We start from the raw sequence: 13899 nt of genomic DNA on the forward strand, positions 1-13899 counted from the left end.
GTCCTTGGTGTAGGCCAGTTTGAGGTAGAGGGACAGAGGCGTTTCGAGGTCGGCAAAGGCCTCGACCATCAGCGGAATGCGGTTGTAGCCCTGCGCGCTGAGGCTCTTGAATTCAAGTTCGGTGATCACGGGTGGGGTCTCCGTCGGCCAGCAGACGCTTCGATGGTCGCTGGCGGGGTCATTCAGGTTGGCCGGTTCAGAGGGACTGAAGGCCGCGGGCGCACGGCGTGCGCCGTGCAATCAAACAGGCAACGACGATGGCGTGCGCCAAGGCCAGGCTCCCCGGCTGCCTTGACCTGTCTGAGTGACGTGATGAATGAACATGGAATCGGGAGTTTAGCCCAGGGACAAGCCACATACAAAAAGATACATTGGCGTTCTTTAAAAATTCTTGCGGCCCACGGAGACCTCTGATGCCTTCCTTCGACCTGCGGCGCATGCTCGCGCTGTCCACCCTTGCCCTCGCATCGATCGCGGCATCGGCCGCCCAGCTCGACGTCGCGGGCGTGAAGCTCGACGACACGATCGACCTGCGCGGCAGCACGCTGCTGCTCAATGGCGCCGGCGTTCGCTACAAGGCGGTGTTCAAGGTCTACACCGCCGGGCTCTATCTGGGCAAGAAGGCCGACACGGTCGAGGAGGTGCTGGCCGCGCCGGGCCCCAAGCGCGTGACGATCACGATGCTGCGCGACATCGATGCCAACGAGCTCGGCAAGCTGTTCACGCGCGGGGTCGAGGACAACTCGCCCAAGAGCGAGATGTCGCAGCTGATTCCGGGCCTGCTGCGCATGGGCCAGATGTTCGCCGACCAGAAGCAGCTGAAGGCGGGCGACGGCTTCACGGTCGACTGGATCCCGGGCAGCGGCAGCCTGGTCACGGTGCGCGGCGTGCCGCAGGGCGAGCCGATCAAGGAGCAAGCCTTCTTCAATGCGCTGCTGCGCATCTGGATCGGACCCTCGCCGGCCGACTACAAGCTGAAAGACGCCTTGCTCGGCAAGGGCTGAAAGGCAAGCGCCCCCACGCTCGTCACTCCGTGTACTCGCTGCCCCCCGAGGGGGCCCAGGCCGCCTTGGGGCGGCCCGGCGCCGGCCTGAGTGGCCCCCACGCTCGTCACTCCGTGTACTCGCTGCCCCCCGAGGGGGCCCAGGCCGCCTTGGGGCGGCCCGGCGCCGGCCTGAGTTCCAATTCCACCAGCGAGTCGACGAAGCCGTCGGCGTCGACGCCGCGCACGGGCTCGCCGTGGTTGTAGCCATAGCTGACCAGCACCACGGGACAGCCGGCGGCGCGCGCGGCCCGGGCGTCGTTGCTTGAATCACCCACCATCAGGGTGCGCGCCGGCAAGGTGCCCAACGCTTCGCAGGTCTTCAACAGCGGCAGCGGGTCGGGCTTCTTGCGCGCGAAGGCATCGCCACCGAAGACCTGCTCGAAATAGCCGTCGAGGCCCTTGGCGGCCAGCAGGGGTCGTGCGAAGTCTGTCGGCTTGTTGGTCAGGCAAGCCAGGCGCAGGCCGCGCTCCCGCAAGGCCGACAGCCCTTTCGCGACGCCTTCGTAGACCCGGGAATGCTGGCCGTTGATCGTGAAGTAGTGGTGCTGATAGCGTTCCCAAGCGCTTTCGTAGAGCGCCCCTTCGGCGCCGACGTGGCGCAGCACCGACTGGATCAGATGCTCCGAGCCCTTGCCGACCAGGGTCTCGACGGTCGACGCATCCACCGTCGGCAGCGCCAGGTCGGCCAGCATGAGGTTCAAGGCGACGACGAAGTCGCCGAGCGTATCGACCATCGTGCCGTCGAGGTCGACGATCGCGGCGTCGAAGAGGGAAAGGTCGATGCTTTGGGAATTCACGCGACGAATCATAGGGCGCGCGGCCTGGCCGCCGCCGGGCCTTAGAGCAATTCGATTCCGGGCAGGCTCTTGAAGCAGCTCTCGCGCGTGATCTGCACGAAATCGCCCAGCCAGGCCTGCTTCGATGTCGCGGCGGTGCAGGCCATGTGCAGTTCGCCGGTGAGCCCCTTCTTGCCGACCGGCCGCGCCGTGACATAGCCGCGGTCGAGGTAGCCCTGCACCGCCCACAGCGGCAGCGTCGCGATGCCGCGCCCGCTCGCCACCAACTGCAGCATCGCCACCGTGAGCTCGGTGGTGCGCCGATGGGCCGGCTCGACGCCCGCCGGCTGCAGCACCTGGCGCACGAGATCCAGCATGTCGTCGGGCACCGGGTAGGTGATCAGCGTCTGGTCGGCGAAGTGCCGCGCCGTGAGATGGGACTTCGCGGTGAGCGGATGGTCGTTGGCCAGCAGCGCCATGATCTCGAAGCGGAACAGCGGGTGGTAGTCGACGCGCTCGGCCGGGTCCTGCTCGGAGACGATCGCGACTTCGGCCCGGTCCTGCAGCACCAGCGCGATCGGGTCGGGATGGAAACCCGAGACGATGTCGAGCTCGATCTCGGGCCAGCGCTGGCGGAACGCATCCATCGCCGGCATCAGCCAGTCGAAGCAGGTATGGCACTCGACCACGATGCGCAGCTGGCCGGCGCGCCCGAGCGACAAGCGCGCCAGGTCGCGCTCGGCCTCGCCGATCAGCGGCAGCACCTTGTCGGCCAGTTCGAGCAGGCGCATGCCGGCCACGCTGAACTGCGGCGGCACCGACTTGCGCTCGAACAGCGCCAGGCCGAAGTGATCCTCCAGCAACTTGATCTGGTGCGACAGCGCCGACTGCGTGAGGTTCAGCAGCTGCGCGGCCCGCACCAGGCTGCCGGTATCGCGCAAGGCGGCCAGCGTGCGGAAGTGGCGGATTTCGAGAACGGATGACTGCATGAATCTCGCTCATGTTGAGCGGCAAAAGGTTTCGTTTGAATCATATCCTCGTCCTTGGGATCATCGCCGCATGACACGCACTCACATCCTCGGATTCCCGCGCATGGGCGCCCGCCGCGAGCTCAAGACCGCGCTCGAAAAGCACTGGCACGGCGAGATCGACGCCGCGACCCTCGAAGCCACCGGCGCCGAACTGCGCGCCCGTCATTGGCAGGCCCAGCGCGATGCCGGCCTCGACTTCGTGACCGTCGGCGACTTCGCCTTCTACGACCACGTGGCCAACCACATCCAGCTGCTGGGCTGCGAGCCGCCGCGCTTCGCGTTCCCCGGCGACGCGCCCGAGCTGGCGCGCTACTTCACGATGGCGCGCGGCGTCGCCAGCGAGGCCGGCCACGAAGGCTGCGCGCATGGCGACCCCGGCAGCTTCGCGCTGGAGATGACCAAGTGGTTCGACACCAACTACCACTACCTGGTGCCCGAGTTCTCGCCCCACACCCGCTTCGGCCTCTCCTCGGTGCGGCTGTTCGACGAGGTGGCCCAGGCACAGAAGCTCGGCCACAAGGTCAAGGCGGTGCTGCTCGGGCCGCTGAGCTTCCTCTGGCTGGGCAAGGAGAAGCAGGCCGGCTTCGAGCGCTTCTCGCTGCTCGATGCGCTGCTGCCGGTGTACGAGCAGGTGCTGGCGCGCCTCAAGGCGATGGGTGTCGAATGGGTTCAGGTCGACGAGCCGATCCTCGGCCTCGACCTGCCCGACGCCTGGCGCAATGCCTTCGAGCGCAGCTACTGGCAGCTCGCGCGCAGCGCGCCGAGGCTGCTGCTCGCCACCTACTTCTCGCCGCTGGCCGAGAACCTCCGGCTGGCCTGCCAGCTGCCGGTCGCGGGCCTGCACGTGGACGCGGTGCGCGCCCCCGACGAGCTGGTCGGCGTGGCCGACTGGCTGCCCGCGCACAAGGTGCTCTCGGTCGGCATCGTCGATGGCCGCAACATCTGGCGCACCGATCCGGACGCCGCGCTGGCGCAGCTGAAGCCGGTGGCCGACAAGCACCGCGGCGAACTCTGGATCGCGCCGTCTTGCTCGCTGCTGCACGTACCCTTCAGCCTCGCGGCGGAAACGAAGCGCGATGCCGAGATCAAGTCCTGGCTGGCCTTCGCGATCGAGAAGCTCGACGAACTGCGGGTGCTGCGCGCTGTGCTGGACGGCGAGGAGGCCGCGGTCGAAGGCGAACTGGTCGCGGCCCGCAAGGCCGTGGCGGCACGCCGCGCCAGCCCGCGCGTGCACCGCGCCGATGTCGCATTGCGCCTGGCGCGCAGCGTGGCCGGCGACGACCGCCGCCGGTCCGCGTTCACGCAGCGCCAGGCCGAGCAGCGCGCCCGCTTCGCCTTGCCGCCCCTGCCCACCACGACCATCGGCTCGTTCCCGCAGACCCCCGCCATCCGCGCGGCGCGCGCCGCCTTCAAGCGCGGCGAACTCGATGCCGCCGGCTACCGCGAGAAGATGCAGGACGAGATCGCGCTCGCGGTGCGCAAGCAGGAAGCGCTCGGCATCGACGTGCTGGTGCACGGCGAGGCCGAGCGCAACGACATGGTCGAGTACTTCGGCGAGCAACTCGACGGCTTTGCGTTCACGGCCAACGGCTGGGTGCAGTCCTACGGTTCGCGCTGCGTCAAGCCGCCGCTGATCTTCGGCGACGTCGCCCGGCCGGCGCCGATGACGGTCGAATGGACCGCCTATGCGCAAAGCCTCACGCAGTTGCCGATGAAGGGCATGCTGACCGGCCCGGTCACGATCCTGCAGTGGTCCTTCGTGCGCGACGACCAGCCGCGCAGCGTCACGACCGAGCAGATCGCCTGGGCGATCCGCGACGAGGTGGTGGACCTCGAACGGGCCGGCATCGGCATCATCCAGATCGACGAGCCGGCGATCCGCGAAGGGCTGCCGCTGCGGCGCGCGGGCTGGAAGAACTACCTCGAAGGCGCGACCCGGTCGTTCCGCATCAGCGCCTCGGGCGTGGCCGACCGCACGCAGATCCACACCCACATGTGCTATTCGGAATTCAACGACATCCTGCCGGAGATCGCGGCCATGGATGCCGACGTGATCACCATCGAGACCAGCCGCTCCGACATGGATCTGCTGCGCGGCTTCGGCGACTTCGACTACCCGAACGAGATCGGCCCCGGCGTCTACGACATCCACTCGCCGCGCATCCCGGGCACCGACGAGATGGTGCGATTGATGCGCAAGGCGGCCGCGGTGGTGCCGGCGGAAAGGCTCTGGATCAACCCGGATTGCGGCCTGAAGACGCGCGGCTGGGCGGAAACCGAGGCGGCGCTCGCCAACATGGTGGCCGCGGCACGGATCCTGCGCGGCGAACTCAGGCCGGCGCCGGGCCGCCCCAAGCGGCCTGCGGCCCCCTTGGGGGGCAGCGACTACACGAAGTGAGGGAGCGTGGGGGCTCTCAGCCCGCCGGCTTCTCGTCCGCCACTGCATACGGCGTGAAGCGGCTCTCGTTCTCGTTCACGTCCAGCGGCCGGCCGATGAACGGGAAGGCGCGCTGCGGGCAGGCGACGCGCTCGCAGACCTTGCAGCCCATGCCGATCGGCGTCGGCACCTCGGGGTCCTTGAGGTCGAGGCCTTTCGAATACACCAGGCGCGGCGCATAGCGGATGTCGCAGCCGAGGCCGATCGAGAAGGTCTTGCTCGGCGAGCCGAAGCCGCGCTGTCCGTGCGACACGGTGCGCGCGATCCAGAGGTAGGCCCGCCCGTCGGGCATGCGCGCGAGCTGCGGCAGGATGCGCCCGGGCTGCGCGAAGGCCTCGTAGACATTCCACAGCGGGCAGGTGCCGCCGGTCTTCGAGAAGTGGAAGTGCGTCGCCGACTGGCGCTTGGAGATGTTGCCGGCGCGGTCGACGCGGATGAAGAAGAAGGGCACGCCGGGCGCCTGCGGCCGCTGCAGCGTGCTGAGCCGGTGGCAGATGGTCTCGAAGCCGACGCCGAAGCGGCGCGCGAGCTGGTCGATGTCATAGCGCAAGGTCTCGGCCGCCTCGAGGAAGAGGCCGTAGGGCAGCAGCAGGGCGCCCGCGAAGTAGTTGGCCAGGCCGATGCGGGCCAGGCCGTGCGCCGGCGCGTCGGCGAAGCCCGCGCCTTCGAGCAGCGATTCGATCAGGGCGGTCTGCTCGAGCAGGGCCAGCTGCGTGGCCAGCTGGAAGGCCTGCTGGCCGGCCTCGAGACCGGTCGACAGGCGCAGCACGCGGTGCGCCGGGTCGTAGCGCCGCTGGCTGTCCGCGGCCTCCTGGTCGGCCGGAACGACGCGCACACCGTGCCGCTTCATGAGCCGCTGCTGCAGCCATTCGCCCAGCGGCCCGCCGTGGCCGCGCGCCTCCGAAGCCAGCCCTTCGGCGGCGACGTCGAGCGGGTCGAAATGGTTCTGGTGGGCAAAGAAGAAGTCGCGCACCCGCTCGAAGGGCATGGGCCGCGCGCCCGCCAGATCGCCGCGGCCGTCGCCGAGCTCGGCCGCCATGGTCTCCAGCCGCTCCATCGCCTCCTGATGACGGCGATGGAGCGCCAGCAGCGCGCGACCGACGGCCGGCATCTGCGCGGCGACCTCCCGCAGTTCGGGCAGCGACACCGCCTCGCCACCCGGGTTGTCGGCGAGCGCTTCGCGCAGGTCGGCCACCAGCCGCGCCTCCTCGTCCTCAGAGAACTGCTGCACGTCGACACCGAGCGCACGGCTGATCCTGAGCAGCACGGCGACGGTCAGCGGCCGCTGGTTCTGCTCGATCTGGTTCAGGTAGCTGGGCGACAGGCCCAGCGCATGGGCCAGCGCCACCTGGCTCAGGCCGCGCTCGGCCCGGAGCTTGCGCAGGCGAACGCCCATGAAGGTCTTGCGCATCAGGCCGGACCCCATAATTTCGCAAACTTCGCAAAACAGTGCATTTCCATTCGCATCCTTTGGCCAATTCAGTCCTTCATTATGGATCTGCAATTGCGTAGATTGCGAACCATGAACACGCTTGCTTCTCCCACCGGCTTCAAGCCAAAGAAATCCGTCGCGCTGTCCGGCGTCACCGCCGGCAACACCGCGCTGTGCAGCGTCGGGCGCACCGGCAACGACCTGCACTATCGCGGCTACGACATCCTGGACATCGCCGAGGTCTGCGAGTTCGAGGAGATCGCCCACCTGCTGGTCCACGGCAAGCTGCCGACCGCCGCCGAACTGCGGGCCTACAAGCGCCGGCTCCAGGCCCTGCGCGGCCTGCCCGCGGGCCTCAAGGAAGCGCTCGAGCAACTGCCCGCGAGCGCGCACCCGATGGACGTGATGCGCACCGGCGTCTCGACCCTGGGCTGCATGCTGCCCGAGAAGGACGACCACAACGTGCCCGGCGCGCGCGACATCGCCGACCGCCTGATGGCCTCGCTCGGCTCGATGCTCCTCTACTGGTACCACTGGTCGACGCAGGGCCGGCGCATCGAGGTCGAGACCGACGACGACTCGATCGGCGCGCACTTCCTGCACCTGCTGCACGGCGCCAAGCCCTCGCCCGCCTGGGAGCGCGCGATGCACACCTCGCTCAACCTCTATGCGGAACACGAGTTCAACGCCAGCACCTTCGCCGCCCGCGTGGTGGCGGGCACCGGCGCCGATGTCTACTCCGCGATCACGGGCGCGATCGGGGCGCTGCGCGGGCCGAAGCACGGCGGCGCCAACGAGGTGGCCTTCGAGATCCAGAAGCGCTACGACTCGCCCGACGAGGCCGAGGCCGACATCCGCCGGCGCGTCGAAGCCAGGGAGGTGGTGATCGGTTTCGGCCACCCGGTCTACACGGTGAGCGATCCGCGCAACGAGGTCATCAAGGCCGTCGCGAAGTCGCTGTCGCTCGCGGCCGGCTCGACCAAGATGTTCGACATCGCGGAGCGTCTCGAAGACGTCATGTGGGACGCCAAGAAGATGTTCCCCAACCTCGACTGGTTCAGCGCCGTGAGCTACCACATGATGGGCGTGCCGACCGCGATGTTCACGCCGCTGTTCGTGGTCGCACGCACCTCGGGCTGGGCGGCCCACATCATCGAGCAGCGCCTCGACAACAAGATCATCCGGCCGAGCGCGAACTACACCGGCCCCGAGGATCTCGCGTACGTCCCGATGGCGCAGCGCCGATAGCCCCGACGCCTGCTCCTTTCCCTTTTCTTTCCCTTCCCTCTCCCCGCTTCTTCACCACCCGAATGTCCGCACACATCAGCAACGTCCGCCCCGACTGGGACGCCGTCATCGTCGACATCGTCGACTACGCCCTCGACTACGAGGTCGAATCCCGGCTGGCCCTCGACACCGCCCGCCACATCCTGATCGACACCCTGGGCTGCGGCCTGGAGGCGCTGACGTATCCGGCGGCCTGCAAGCTGCTCGGCCCGGTCGTCAAGGGCACCGTGGTGCCGAACGGCGCCCGGGTGCCGGGCACGCAGTTCGAGCTCGACCCGGTGCAGGCGGCCTTCGACATCGGCGCGCTGATCCGCTGGCTGGACTTCAACGACACCTGGCTGGCGGCCGAATGGGGCCATCCCAGCGACAATCTCGGCGGCATCCTCGCCGTCGCCGACTGGGCGAGCCGCAGCGCGATTGCAGCGGGCCGCAAGCCGCTCCTGATGCGCGACGTGCTGACCGCGATCGTCAAGGCGCACGAGATCCAGGGCGTGATCGCGCTCGAGAATTCCTTCAACAAGGTCGGCCTCGACCACGTGCTGCTGGTCAAGGTGGCTTCGACCGCCGTGGTGTCGCAACTGCTGGGCCTGACGCGCGACGAGACACTGGCCGCGGTGTCGCTGGCCTGGGTCGACGGCCAGTCGCTGCGCACCTACCGCCACGCCCCGAACGCCGGCAGCCGCAAGAGCTGGGCGGCCGGCGACGCCACCAGCCGCGCCGTGCGGCTGGCGCTGATCGCGCAGACCGGCGAGATGGGCTACCCCTCGGCCTTGACCGCCAAGACCTGGGGCTTCTACGACGTGCTCTTCAAGGGCCAGCCCTTCCGCTTCCAGCGGCCGTACGGCAGCTACGTGGCGGAGAACGTGCTGTTCAAGATCAGCTTCCCGGCCGAGTTCCACAGCCAGACCGCGGTCGAGGCGGCGGTCGCGCTGCACCGGCAGCTGAACGCGGCCGGCAAGACGGTGGAGGACATCGAGAAGATCACCATCCGCACGCACGAGGCCTGCATCCGCATCATCGACAAGCAGGGCCCGCTGAACAACGAGGCCGACCGCGACCATTGCATCCAGTACATGGTGGCGGTGCCGCTGATCTTCGGCCATCTGAAGGCCTCCGACTACGAGGACGGCGTGGCGGCCGACCCGCGCATCGACGCCTTGCGGGCGAAGATCCATTGCGTCGAGGACCCGCGCTACACGCAGGACTACCACGACCCGGAGAAGCGCAGCATCGCGAATGCGCTCACGGTCGAATTCAAGGACGGCAGCCGGCTCGCCGAAGTCGCGGTCGAATACCCGATCGGCCACCAGCGCCGCCGCGCCGAAGGCATCCCGCTGCTCGAGGCCAAGTTCCGCACCAACCTCGCGCGCCGCTTCCCGAAGAAGCAGCAGGACGCGATCCTCGCGGTGTCGCTCGACCCTGGGGCGCTCGAGGCCATGCCGGTCAACGAATACCTCGGGCTCTACGTGATCTGACATGGCTCAAAGCACACGAAAAACCTTGCGCGCGCTGGCCGAGGCACGCCGCGGCGTGCTGGTGCCCGGCGCCTTCAACGCGCTGTCGGCGCGGGTGGTCGAGGACCTCGGTTTCGAGGCGATCTACGTCACCGGCGCCGGCGTCACCAACATGTGGCTCGGCTTGCCCGACCAGGGCTTCATGGGGCTGCACGAGATCGCCGACCACACGGCGCGCATCCGCGATGCCGTTCAGTTGCCGCTGATCGTCGATGCCGACACCGGCTTCGGCAATGCGCTCAACGTGCGGCACACGGTGCGCGTGCTGGAGCGTGCCGGCGCCGACTGCATCCAGTTCGAGGACCAGGTGGCGCCCAAGCGCTGCGGCCACTTCGCCGGCAAGGAGGTGATCGGCACCGACGAAGCCGTGGCGAAGATCAAGGCCGCGGTCGATGCCCGCACCGACCCGGACCTGCTGATCCTGGCCCGCACCGATGCCTGTGCGACCTTGGGCTTCGAGGCCGCGGTCGAGCGGGCACAGAAGCTCAGCGAAGCCGGTGCCGACATCCTGTTCGTCGAAGCGGTGACCACCGCCGAGCAGATCCGCGCGCTGCCGAAACGGCTTGCGAGGCCGCAGCTCATGAACATGGTGATCGGCGGCAAGACGCCGATCACCGGCGCCGCCGAGCTGGCCGAACTCGGCTACGGCATCGTGCTCTACGCCAACGCGGCGCTGCAGGGCGCGGTGGCCGGCATGCAGAAGGCGCTGAACGTGCTGCGCACCACCCGGCGCATCGACGAGGACCCGGCGCTGGTCGTCAGCTTCGCGGAGCGCCAGCGCCTGGTCGGCAAGCCGGCGCTGGACGCGCTGGAGAAAAAATACGCGGCCTGAGTCCAGTCCTTTAGGCTTCGGTCACGGTCTGCGCCGCGACCACCGCCTCGGTGCGGTTGCGTACATTGAGCGCGCGGAAGATCGCCGCCAGGTGGATCTTGACCGTGCCTTCGCTGATGCCGAGCGCACGTCCGATCAGCTTGTTGGGCTTGCCCTGCGACAGCAGCTGCAGCACTTCGACCTGGCGCTCGGTCAGCACGTTGCGCAGGTGCTCGAGAGTCTGCGCGGCGGCCGCGGACGAGCCGCGCGGGCCCCCCTCGCCGACCGCGCCGGCGCCCGGGATTCCGGCGACCACGCCGGGCGGCAGCGACGACAGCATCATGGGCGGCACGTAGACCCCGCCCGCCAGCACCAGGCGCACCGCCGACAGCATCACCTCCGGCGAATAGGCCTTGGGAATGAAGCCCAGCACGCCGCGCTCGAGCGCGCTGCGCATCACGGCGGGATCTTCGTAGCCCGAGAGCACGATGACCGGCACGGCGGGATGGCGGCGGCGGATCTCGTCGATGTGGGCCTGGCCTTCGGCACCGGGCATGTTGAGGTCGATCACGGCCAGATCGAGGTCGTCGGAGGCACCGGTGAGCAACTCGTCGACGCTCATGGCCAGGACGAAGTCGATGCCGGGCTCGAGCTCGGACAACTTGGCCTTGACCGCCTCGATGACGAGCCGGTGGTCGTCGGCGATCAGGATTTTCATGGCTTTCCCCAGCGTCATGGATAAATTCGGGCAGGCCGACGATAACGGCGAACGAGACGCGCATCAAGGCGGATTTCGCTCCCCGAACGACATAGCTCCCAAGCGGTATGGTGCCCGCCCGCGTCGATGAAACAATGATCCACATCCAAAATCGACCGGGAACGTGGGCATGTGCCAACGACACAGGCGCAGCAGCCAGACTCCGATCCCCCGCAACGCCTAGCCGCGAGCGCTGAATGGCTCGCCTGCTCGATTGCTTTTCCAGGCTGATCGCGTTCGGACTCGGGCTGGATGCATCGGTCGCCGCGGGCCGGGCCGAACCCGGCTGCGAGACTGCCCGGCAGGAGGCGCTCGGCCTGCTCGAAGATGCCCGGGAAGCGGCCCGGGCGCTCGGCCGCCCGGCCTCGGCGATCGAATCGGCTCGGTTCGCGATGGTCGCCTGGATCGACGAGATCCTGGCGCGGCACCCCGGCTGCAAGGCCGGCGAGGGGGCGCCGCTGCAGCGGCAGCTGTTCAATTCCAACAACGCGCACACCGAGTTCTTCCACCACTTGTCGGCCCTGGCGGCCGGCGACGACGAGGTCCGCGAGGTGTTCTGGCACGCGCTGGCGCTCGGATTCAAGGGCCAGTACTACTTCGAGAGCGGCGACAGCGGCGAGCTCGGCAAGCTCAAGGCCCTGCACGGCGAGCAGCTCGCGCTGCGTCCGGCCCGGCTCGACTCCCTCGCGCAGGAGCGCATCACGCCGCAACCCTACAGCCTGCCCGATCCGCCCGGGCCGCGCGACCCGCAGCGGCGCGAACGCACCCTGCTGCGCGCCGGCGGCGCGCTGGCGCTGCTGCTCCCGCTCGCCTACCTGCTCTGGTTCACGCTGGCGGGCCCGCGCGAAGAGCCGCTCACGCTGGCCCAGCGCATCGACCAGCAACTCCAGACCTATGCCTGCGCGGACCTCTCCGCCACGGTGACACCGGACGGCGCGGCACAGGTGCAGGGCTTCGTCCCGATCGCCGAGGAGATCGCCCGGGTGCAGCGCGAGGTGCTCGCCCTGCCGGGGGTGAACGCCGCCGTCGCCGTGTTCGACCTCCAGCTGCGGATCTGGCCGCACTGCGAGGTGCTGGCACTGCTGAAGCCCTACCAGGCGCGCAACCGGGAGAACGCGCCGGGCCTGTCCATCGCGACGCCCACGGCACCGAAAGGCCGGCTGCGCGAGGGCGACCCGGTATTGATCGAGGTCAGGAACGCGCAACGCGACGGCTATCTGTGGGTCGACTACTACACGGCCGATGGCGCCGTGATGCACCTCAATGCCGGATCGGCGCAGCCGCGCCTGCGCGGCGGCGAAACCGTCGAACTCGGGCGCGACATCCCCTCGAGCTGGCTCTCCGCACCGCCCTTCGGCACGGTGCTGGTGACGGCGCTGTCCTCGCCCATGCCTTTCGCCGAGGCGATCGACCGGCCGCCTTTCGAGCTGGCCTCGGCCTACCTCCAGCGCTTGCGCGAATCGCTGGCGGTCGGCGAATTCGGCGCCCGCGTGGTCGCCGAGGTGGTCTTCCTTCAAACCGTGCCGCGCTGAGTCCGCGCGCCTGCGCCCAATGATCGCCGCATCTCCCTTGCCGCCGCATTTCTGGAGCCTGACGGGGCTGTGCCTGCTGGCCTTCCTCACCCTCTGGTGGTTCATGCTGGCGTCCGGCCGCAGCGGAAGGCGGCGGCGGCTGCGGCGGCGCATCGCGGCGTTCGATGCCGAAGCCGCTCCGCCTGCACCCCTGGACCTGGTCGGCATGCAGGAGGCCATGGCCCGCGCCCGCCGAGCGGCCCAGCATGCGCCGGCGCCCCGGGCGCTGTGCCACTCGCTCTACGCGATCCCGTGGTTCATGTTCCTCGGTGATGCGGCGGCCGACCTGCCCGGCCTGCTGGTGGGCGCCGGTGCCGCCGCGTCCCTCCCTGGCAGCGAGGACGGCCTGTGGCGCTGGCACTTCCTGCATTCGACGATCGCGATCGAGATCGGCCCGGCCGCGCTCGGCAATCCGGTCGATCTACGTGAGCGCGGCCGCTGGTACCGCGCGCTGCTTGAGCTGGCCGAGCGGCGTGAGCGCCTGCCGCTCAATGGCATCGTGGCTTGCGTCGCGGCCGCCACGGTGCTCGGCGACACCGGGGCCACGGAATCGCTGGCGCTGCGGCTGCGCCAGCGGATCGACGAAGCGGCCGAGCAATTGCGGATCCAGTTGCCGGTCTACCTGGTGGTGACGGGGCTGGAGCAGCTGGAAGGCTATGCAGCAGTGCGCGGTGCGCTGCCGGCGGAGGCGCTCGGACAGGCGCTGGGCCACCGCCTGGCGGACAACGCGCCGGCCGGCATCGATGCCGGCGGCCGGCTCGACGGCATCTTTGGCGAGCTGGGCATGCAACTGCATGCCCAGCGCATGGCGCTGCTGCGCGACGAGGAGGACCCGGTCCGGCGACTGGCCATTCACACCTTCACGGAACGGCTGCGGGCCCTGCAGCCCGGCTTGCAGCTGCTGGCGCTGCGCCTGTTCGCCGCGCCAAGGGGCGCGCGGGCGCCGCGCTGGCGCGGGCTCTACCTGACGGCAGCGCCATCGGCGGCGGCCGGCGGCGCCTTCATCGCCGACCTGTTCGATCGCTTTCTGCCGGCCGACCAGCCACTTGCGAGCTGAAGCTCGAACGCGCGTGGGGCCCAGGCCGGCGCCGGGCCGCCCCAAGGCGGCCTGCGGCCCCCTCGGGGGGCAGCGACCCACACGCAGTGGGGGAGCGTGGGGGCTCAGTCAGGCCGGCGCCGGGCCGCCCCAAGGCGGCCTGCGGCCCCCTCGGGGGGCAGCGACCCACACGCAGTGGGGG

The 13899-nt window shown here is 69.3% G+C and carries 11 protein-coding genes; 7 read left to right on the forward strand and 4 right to left on the reverse strand.

What is annotated here, in order from left to right:
- The first annotated feature begins 413 nt into the window (after positions 1-413).
- The gene (locus AC1D2E_RS31695; protein ID WP_478201072.1) at positions 414-1004 is read left to right on the forward strand and encodes a chalcone isomerase family protein; all 591 of its coding nucleotides are present in this window, start codon (positions 414-416) and stop codon (positions 1002-1004) included.
- A 106-nt stretch (positions 1005-1110) separates the two neighbouring features.
- Here the strand turns inward: AC1D2E_RS31695 and gph are convergent, their stop codons facing one another.
- Both gph and AC1D2E_RS31705 read right to left on the reverse strand, forming a co-directional pair.
- Complete coding sequence (gene gph, locus AC1D2E_RS31700) at positions 1111-1842, reverse strand: phosphoglycolate phosphatase (protein ID WP_478201073.1); 732 nt, start codon at positions 1840-1842, stop codon at positions 1111-1113.
- A 41-nt stretch (positions 1843-1883) separates the two neighbouring features.
- Positions 1884-2810, reverse strand: a complete 927-nt coding sequence (locus AC1D2E_RS31705; protein ID WP_478201074.1) for a LysR family transcriptional regulator — start codon at positions 2808-2810, stop codon at positions 1884-1886.
- A gap of 70 nt (positions 2811-2880) precedes the next feature.
- On the opposite strand from AC1D2E_RS31705, the gene metE reads away from it, so the two are divergent.
- Positions 2881-5250, forward strand: coding sequence for a 5-methyltetrahydropteroyltriglutamate--homocysteine S-methyltransferase (gene metE / locus AC1D2E_RS31710; RefSeq protein ID WP_478201075.1), 2370 nt, complete (start codon positions 2881-2883; stop codon positions 5248-5250).
- A 16-nt stretch (positions 5251-5266) separates the two neighbouring features.
- Here the strand turns inward: metE and AC1D2E_RS31715 are convergent, their stop codons facing one another.
- Positions 5267-6700 carry a short-chain fatty acyl-CoA regulator family protein gene (locus AC1D2E_RS31715; RefSeq protein WP_478201076.1) on the reverse strand — a complete coding sequence of 478 codons (1434 nt, stop codon included), beginning with the start codon at positions 6698-6700 and terminating at the stop codon, positions 5267-5269.
- Between the two features lie 111 nt (positions 6701-6811).
- Between AC1D2E_RS31715 and prpC the strand changes: the two genes are divergently transcribed.
- The 3 genes from prpC (at position 6812) to AC1D2E_RS31730 (ending at position 10354) form a co-directional block, all read left to right on the forward strand.
- Positions 6812-7969, forward strand: coding sequence for a bifunctional 2-methylcitrate synthase/citrate synthase (gene prpC, locus AC1D2E_RS31720; protein WP_478201077.1), 1158 nt, complete (start codon positions 6812-6814; stop codon positions 7967-7969).
- Positions 7970-8031: 62 nt separating this feature from the next.
- The gene (locus AC1D2E_RS31725; protein ID WP_478201078.1) at positions 8032-9483 is read left to right on the forward strand and encodes a bifunctional 2-methylcitrate dehydratase/aconitate hydratase; all 1452 of its coding nucleotides are present in this window, start codon (positions 8032-8034) and stop codon (positions 9481-9483) included.
- Between the two features lies 1 nt (position 9484).
- The gene (locus AC1D2E_RS31730) at positions 9485-10354 is read left to right on the forward strand and encodes an isocitrate lyase/PEP mutase family protein (protein WP_478201079.1); all 870 of its coding nucleotides are present in this window, start codon (positions 9485-9487) and stop codon (positions 10352-10354) included.
- Positions 10355-10364: 10 nt separating this feature from the next.
- On the opposite strand, the gene AC1D2E_RS31735 is transcribed toward AC1D2E_RS31730, so the two are convergent.
- Positions 10365-11051 (reverse strand): LuxR C-terminal-related transcriptional regulator, encoded by a 687-nt coding sequence (locus AC1D2E_RS31735; protein ID WP_478201080.1) that lies wholly within the window; start codon positions 11049-11051, stop codon positions 10365-10367.
- A gap of 236 nt (positions 11052-11287) precedes the next feature.
- Here AC1D2E_RS31735 and AC1D2E_RS31740 point away from each other — a divergent pair, with 236 nt between their 5' ends.
- Positions 11288-12622, forward strand: coding sequence for a DotU family type IV/VI secretion system protein (locus tag AC1D2E_RS31740; RefSeq protein WP_478201081.1), 1335 nt, complete (start codon positions 11288-11290; stop codon positions 12620-12622).
- A 19-nt stretch (positions 12623-12641) separates the two neighbouring features.
- Positions 12642-13718 (forward strand): type VI secretion system protein, encoded by a 1077-nt coding sequence (locus AC1D2E_RS31745; RefSeq protein WP_478201082.1) that lies wholly within the window; start codon positions 12642-12644, stop codon positions 13716-13718.
- Positions 13719-13899 lie beyond the last annotated feature (181 nt).

The organism is Variovorax sp. P1_H2, assembly GCF_056405295.1.

What these genes read in the sequence shown, in the direction of transcription:
- AC1D2E_RS31725 (WP_478201078.1), top strand. Translation starts at nt 8,032, where the DNA reads ATGTCCGCACACATCAGCAACGTCCGCCCCGACTGGGACGCCGTCATC.
- metE (WP_478201075.1), top strand. Translation starts at nt 2,881, where the DNA reads ATGACACGCACTCACATCCTCGGATTCCCGCGCATGGGCGCCCGCCGC.
- AC1D2E_RS31740 (WP_478201081.1), top strand. Translation starts at nt 11,288, where the DNA reads ATGGCTCGCCTGCTCGATTGCTTTTCCAGGCTGATCGCGTTCGGACTC.
- AC1D2E_RS31715 (WP_478201076.1), bottom strand. Translation starts at nt 6,700, where the DNA reads ATGCGCAAGACCTTCATGGGCGTTCGCCTGCGCAAGCTCCGGGCCGAG.
- prpC (WP_478201077.1), top strand. Translation starts at nt 6,812, where the DNA reads ATGAACACGCTTGCTTCTCCCACCGGCTTCAAGCCAAAGAAATCCGTC.
- AC1D2E_RS31730 (WP_478201079.1), top strand. Translation starts at nt 9,485, where the DNA reads ATGGCTCAAAGCACACGAAAAACCTTGCGCGCGCTGGCCGAGGCACGC.
- AC1D2E_RS31735 (WP_478201080.1), bottom strand. Translation starts at nt 11,051, where the DNA reads ATGAAAATCCTGATCGCCGACGACCACCGGCTCGTCATCGAGGCGGTC.
- AC1D2E_RS31695 (WP_478201072.1), top strand. Translation starts at nt 414, where the DNA reads ATGCCTTCCTTCGACCTGCGGCGCATGCTCGCGCTGTCCACCCTTGCC.
- AC1D2E_RS31745 (WP_478201082.1), top strand. Translation starts at nt 12,642, where the DNA reads ATGATCGCCGCATCTCCCTTGCCGCCGCATTTCTGGAGCCTGACGGGG.
- AC1D2E_RS31705 (WP_478201074.1), bottom strand. Translation starts at nt 2,810, where the DNA reads ATGCAGTCATCCGTTCTCGAAATCCGCCACTTCCGCACGCTGGCCGCC.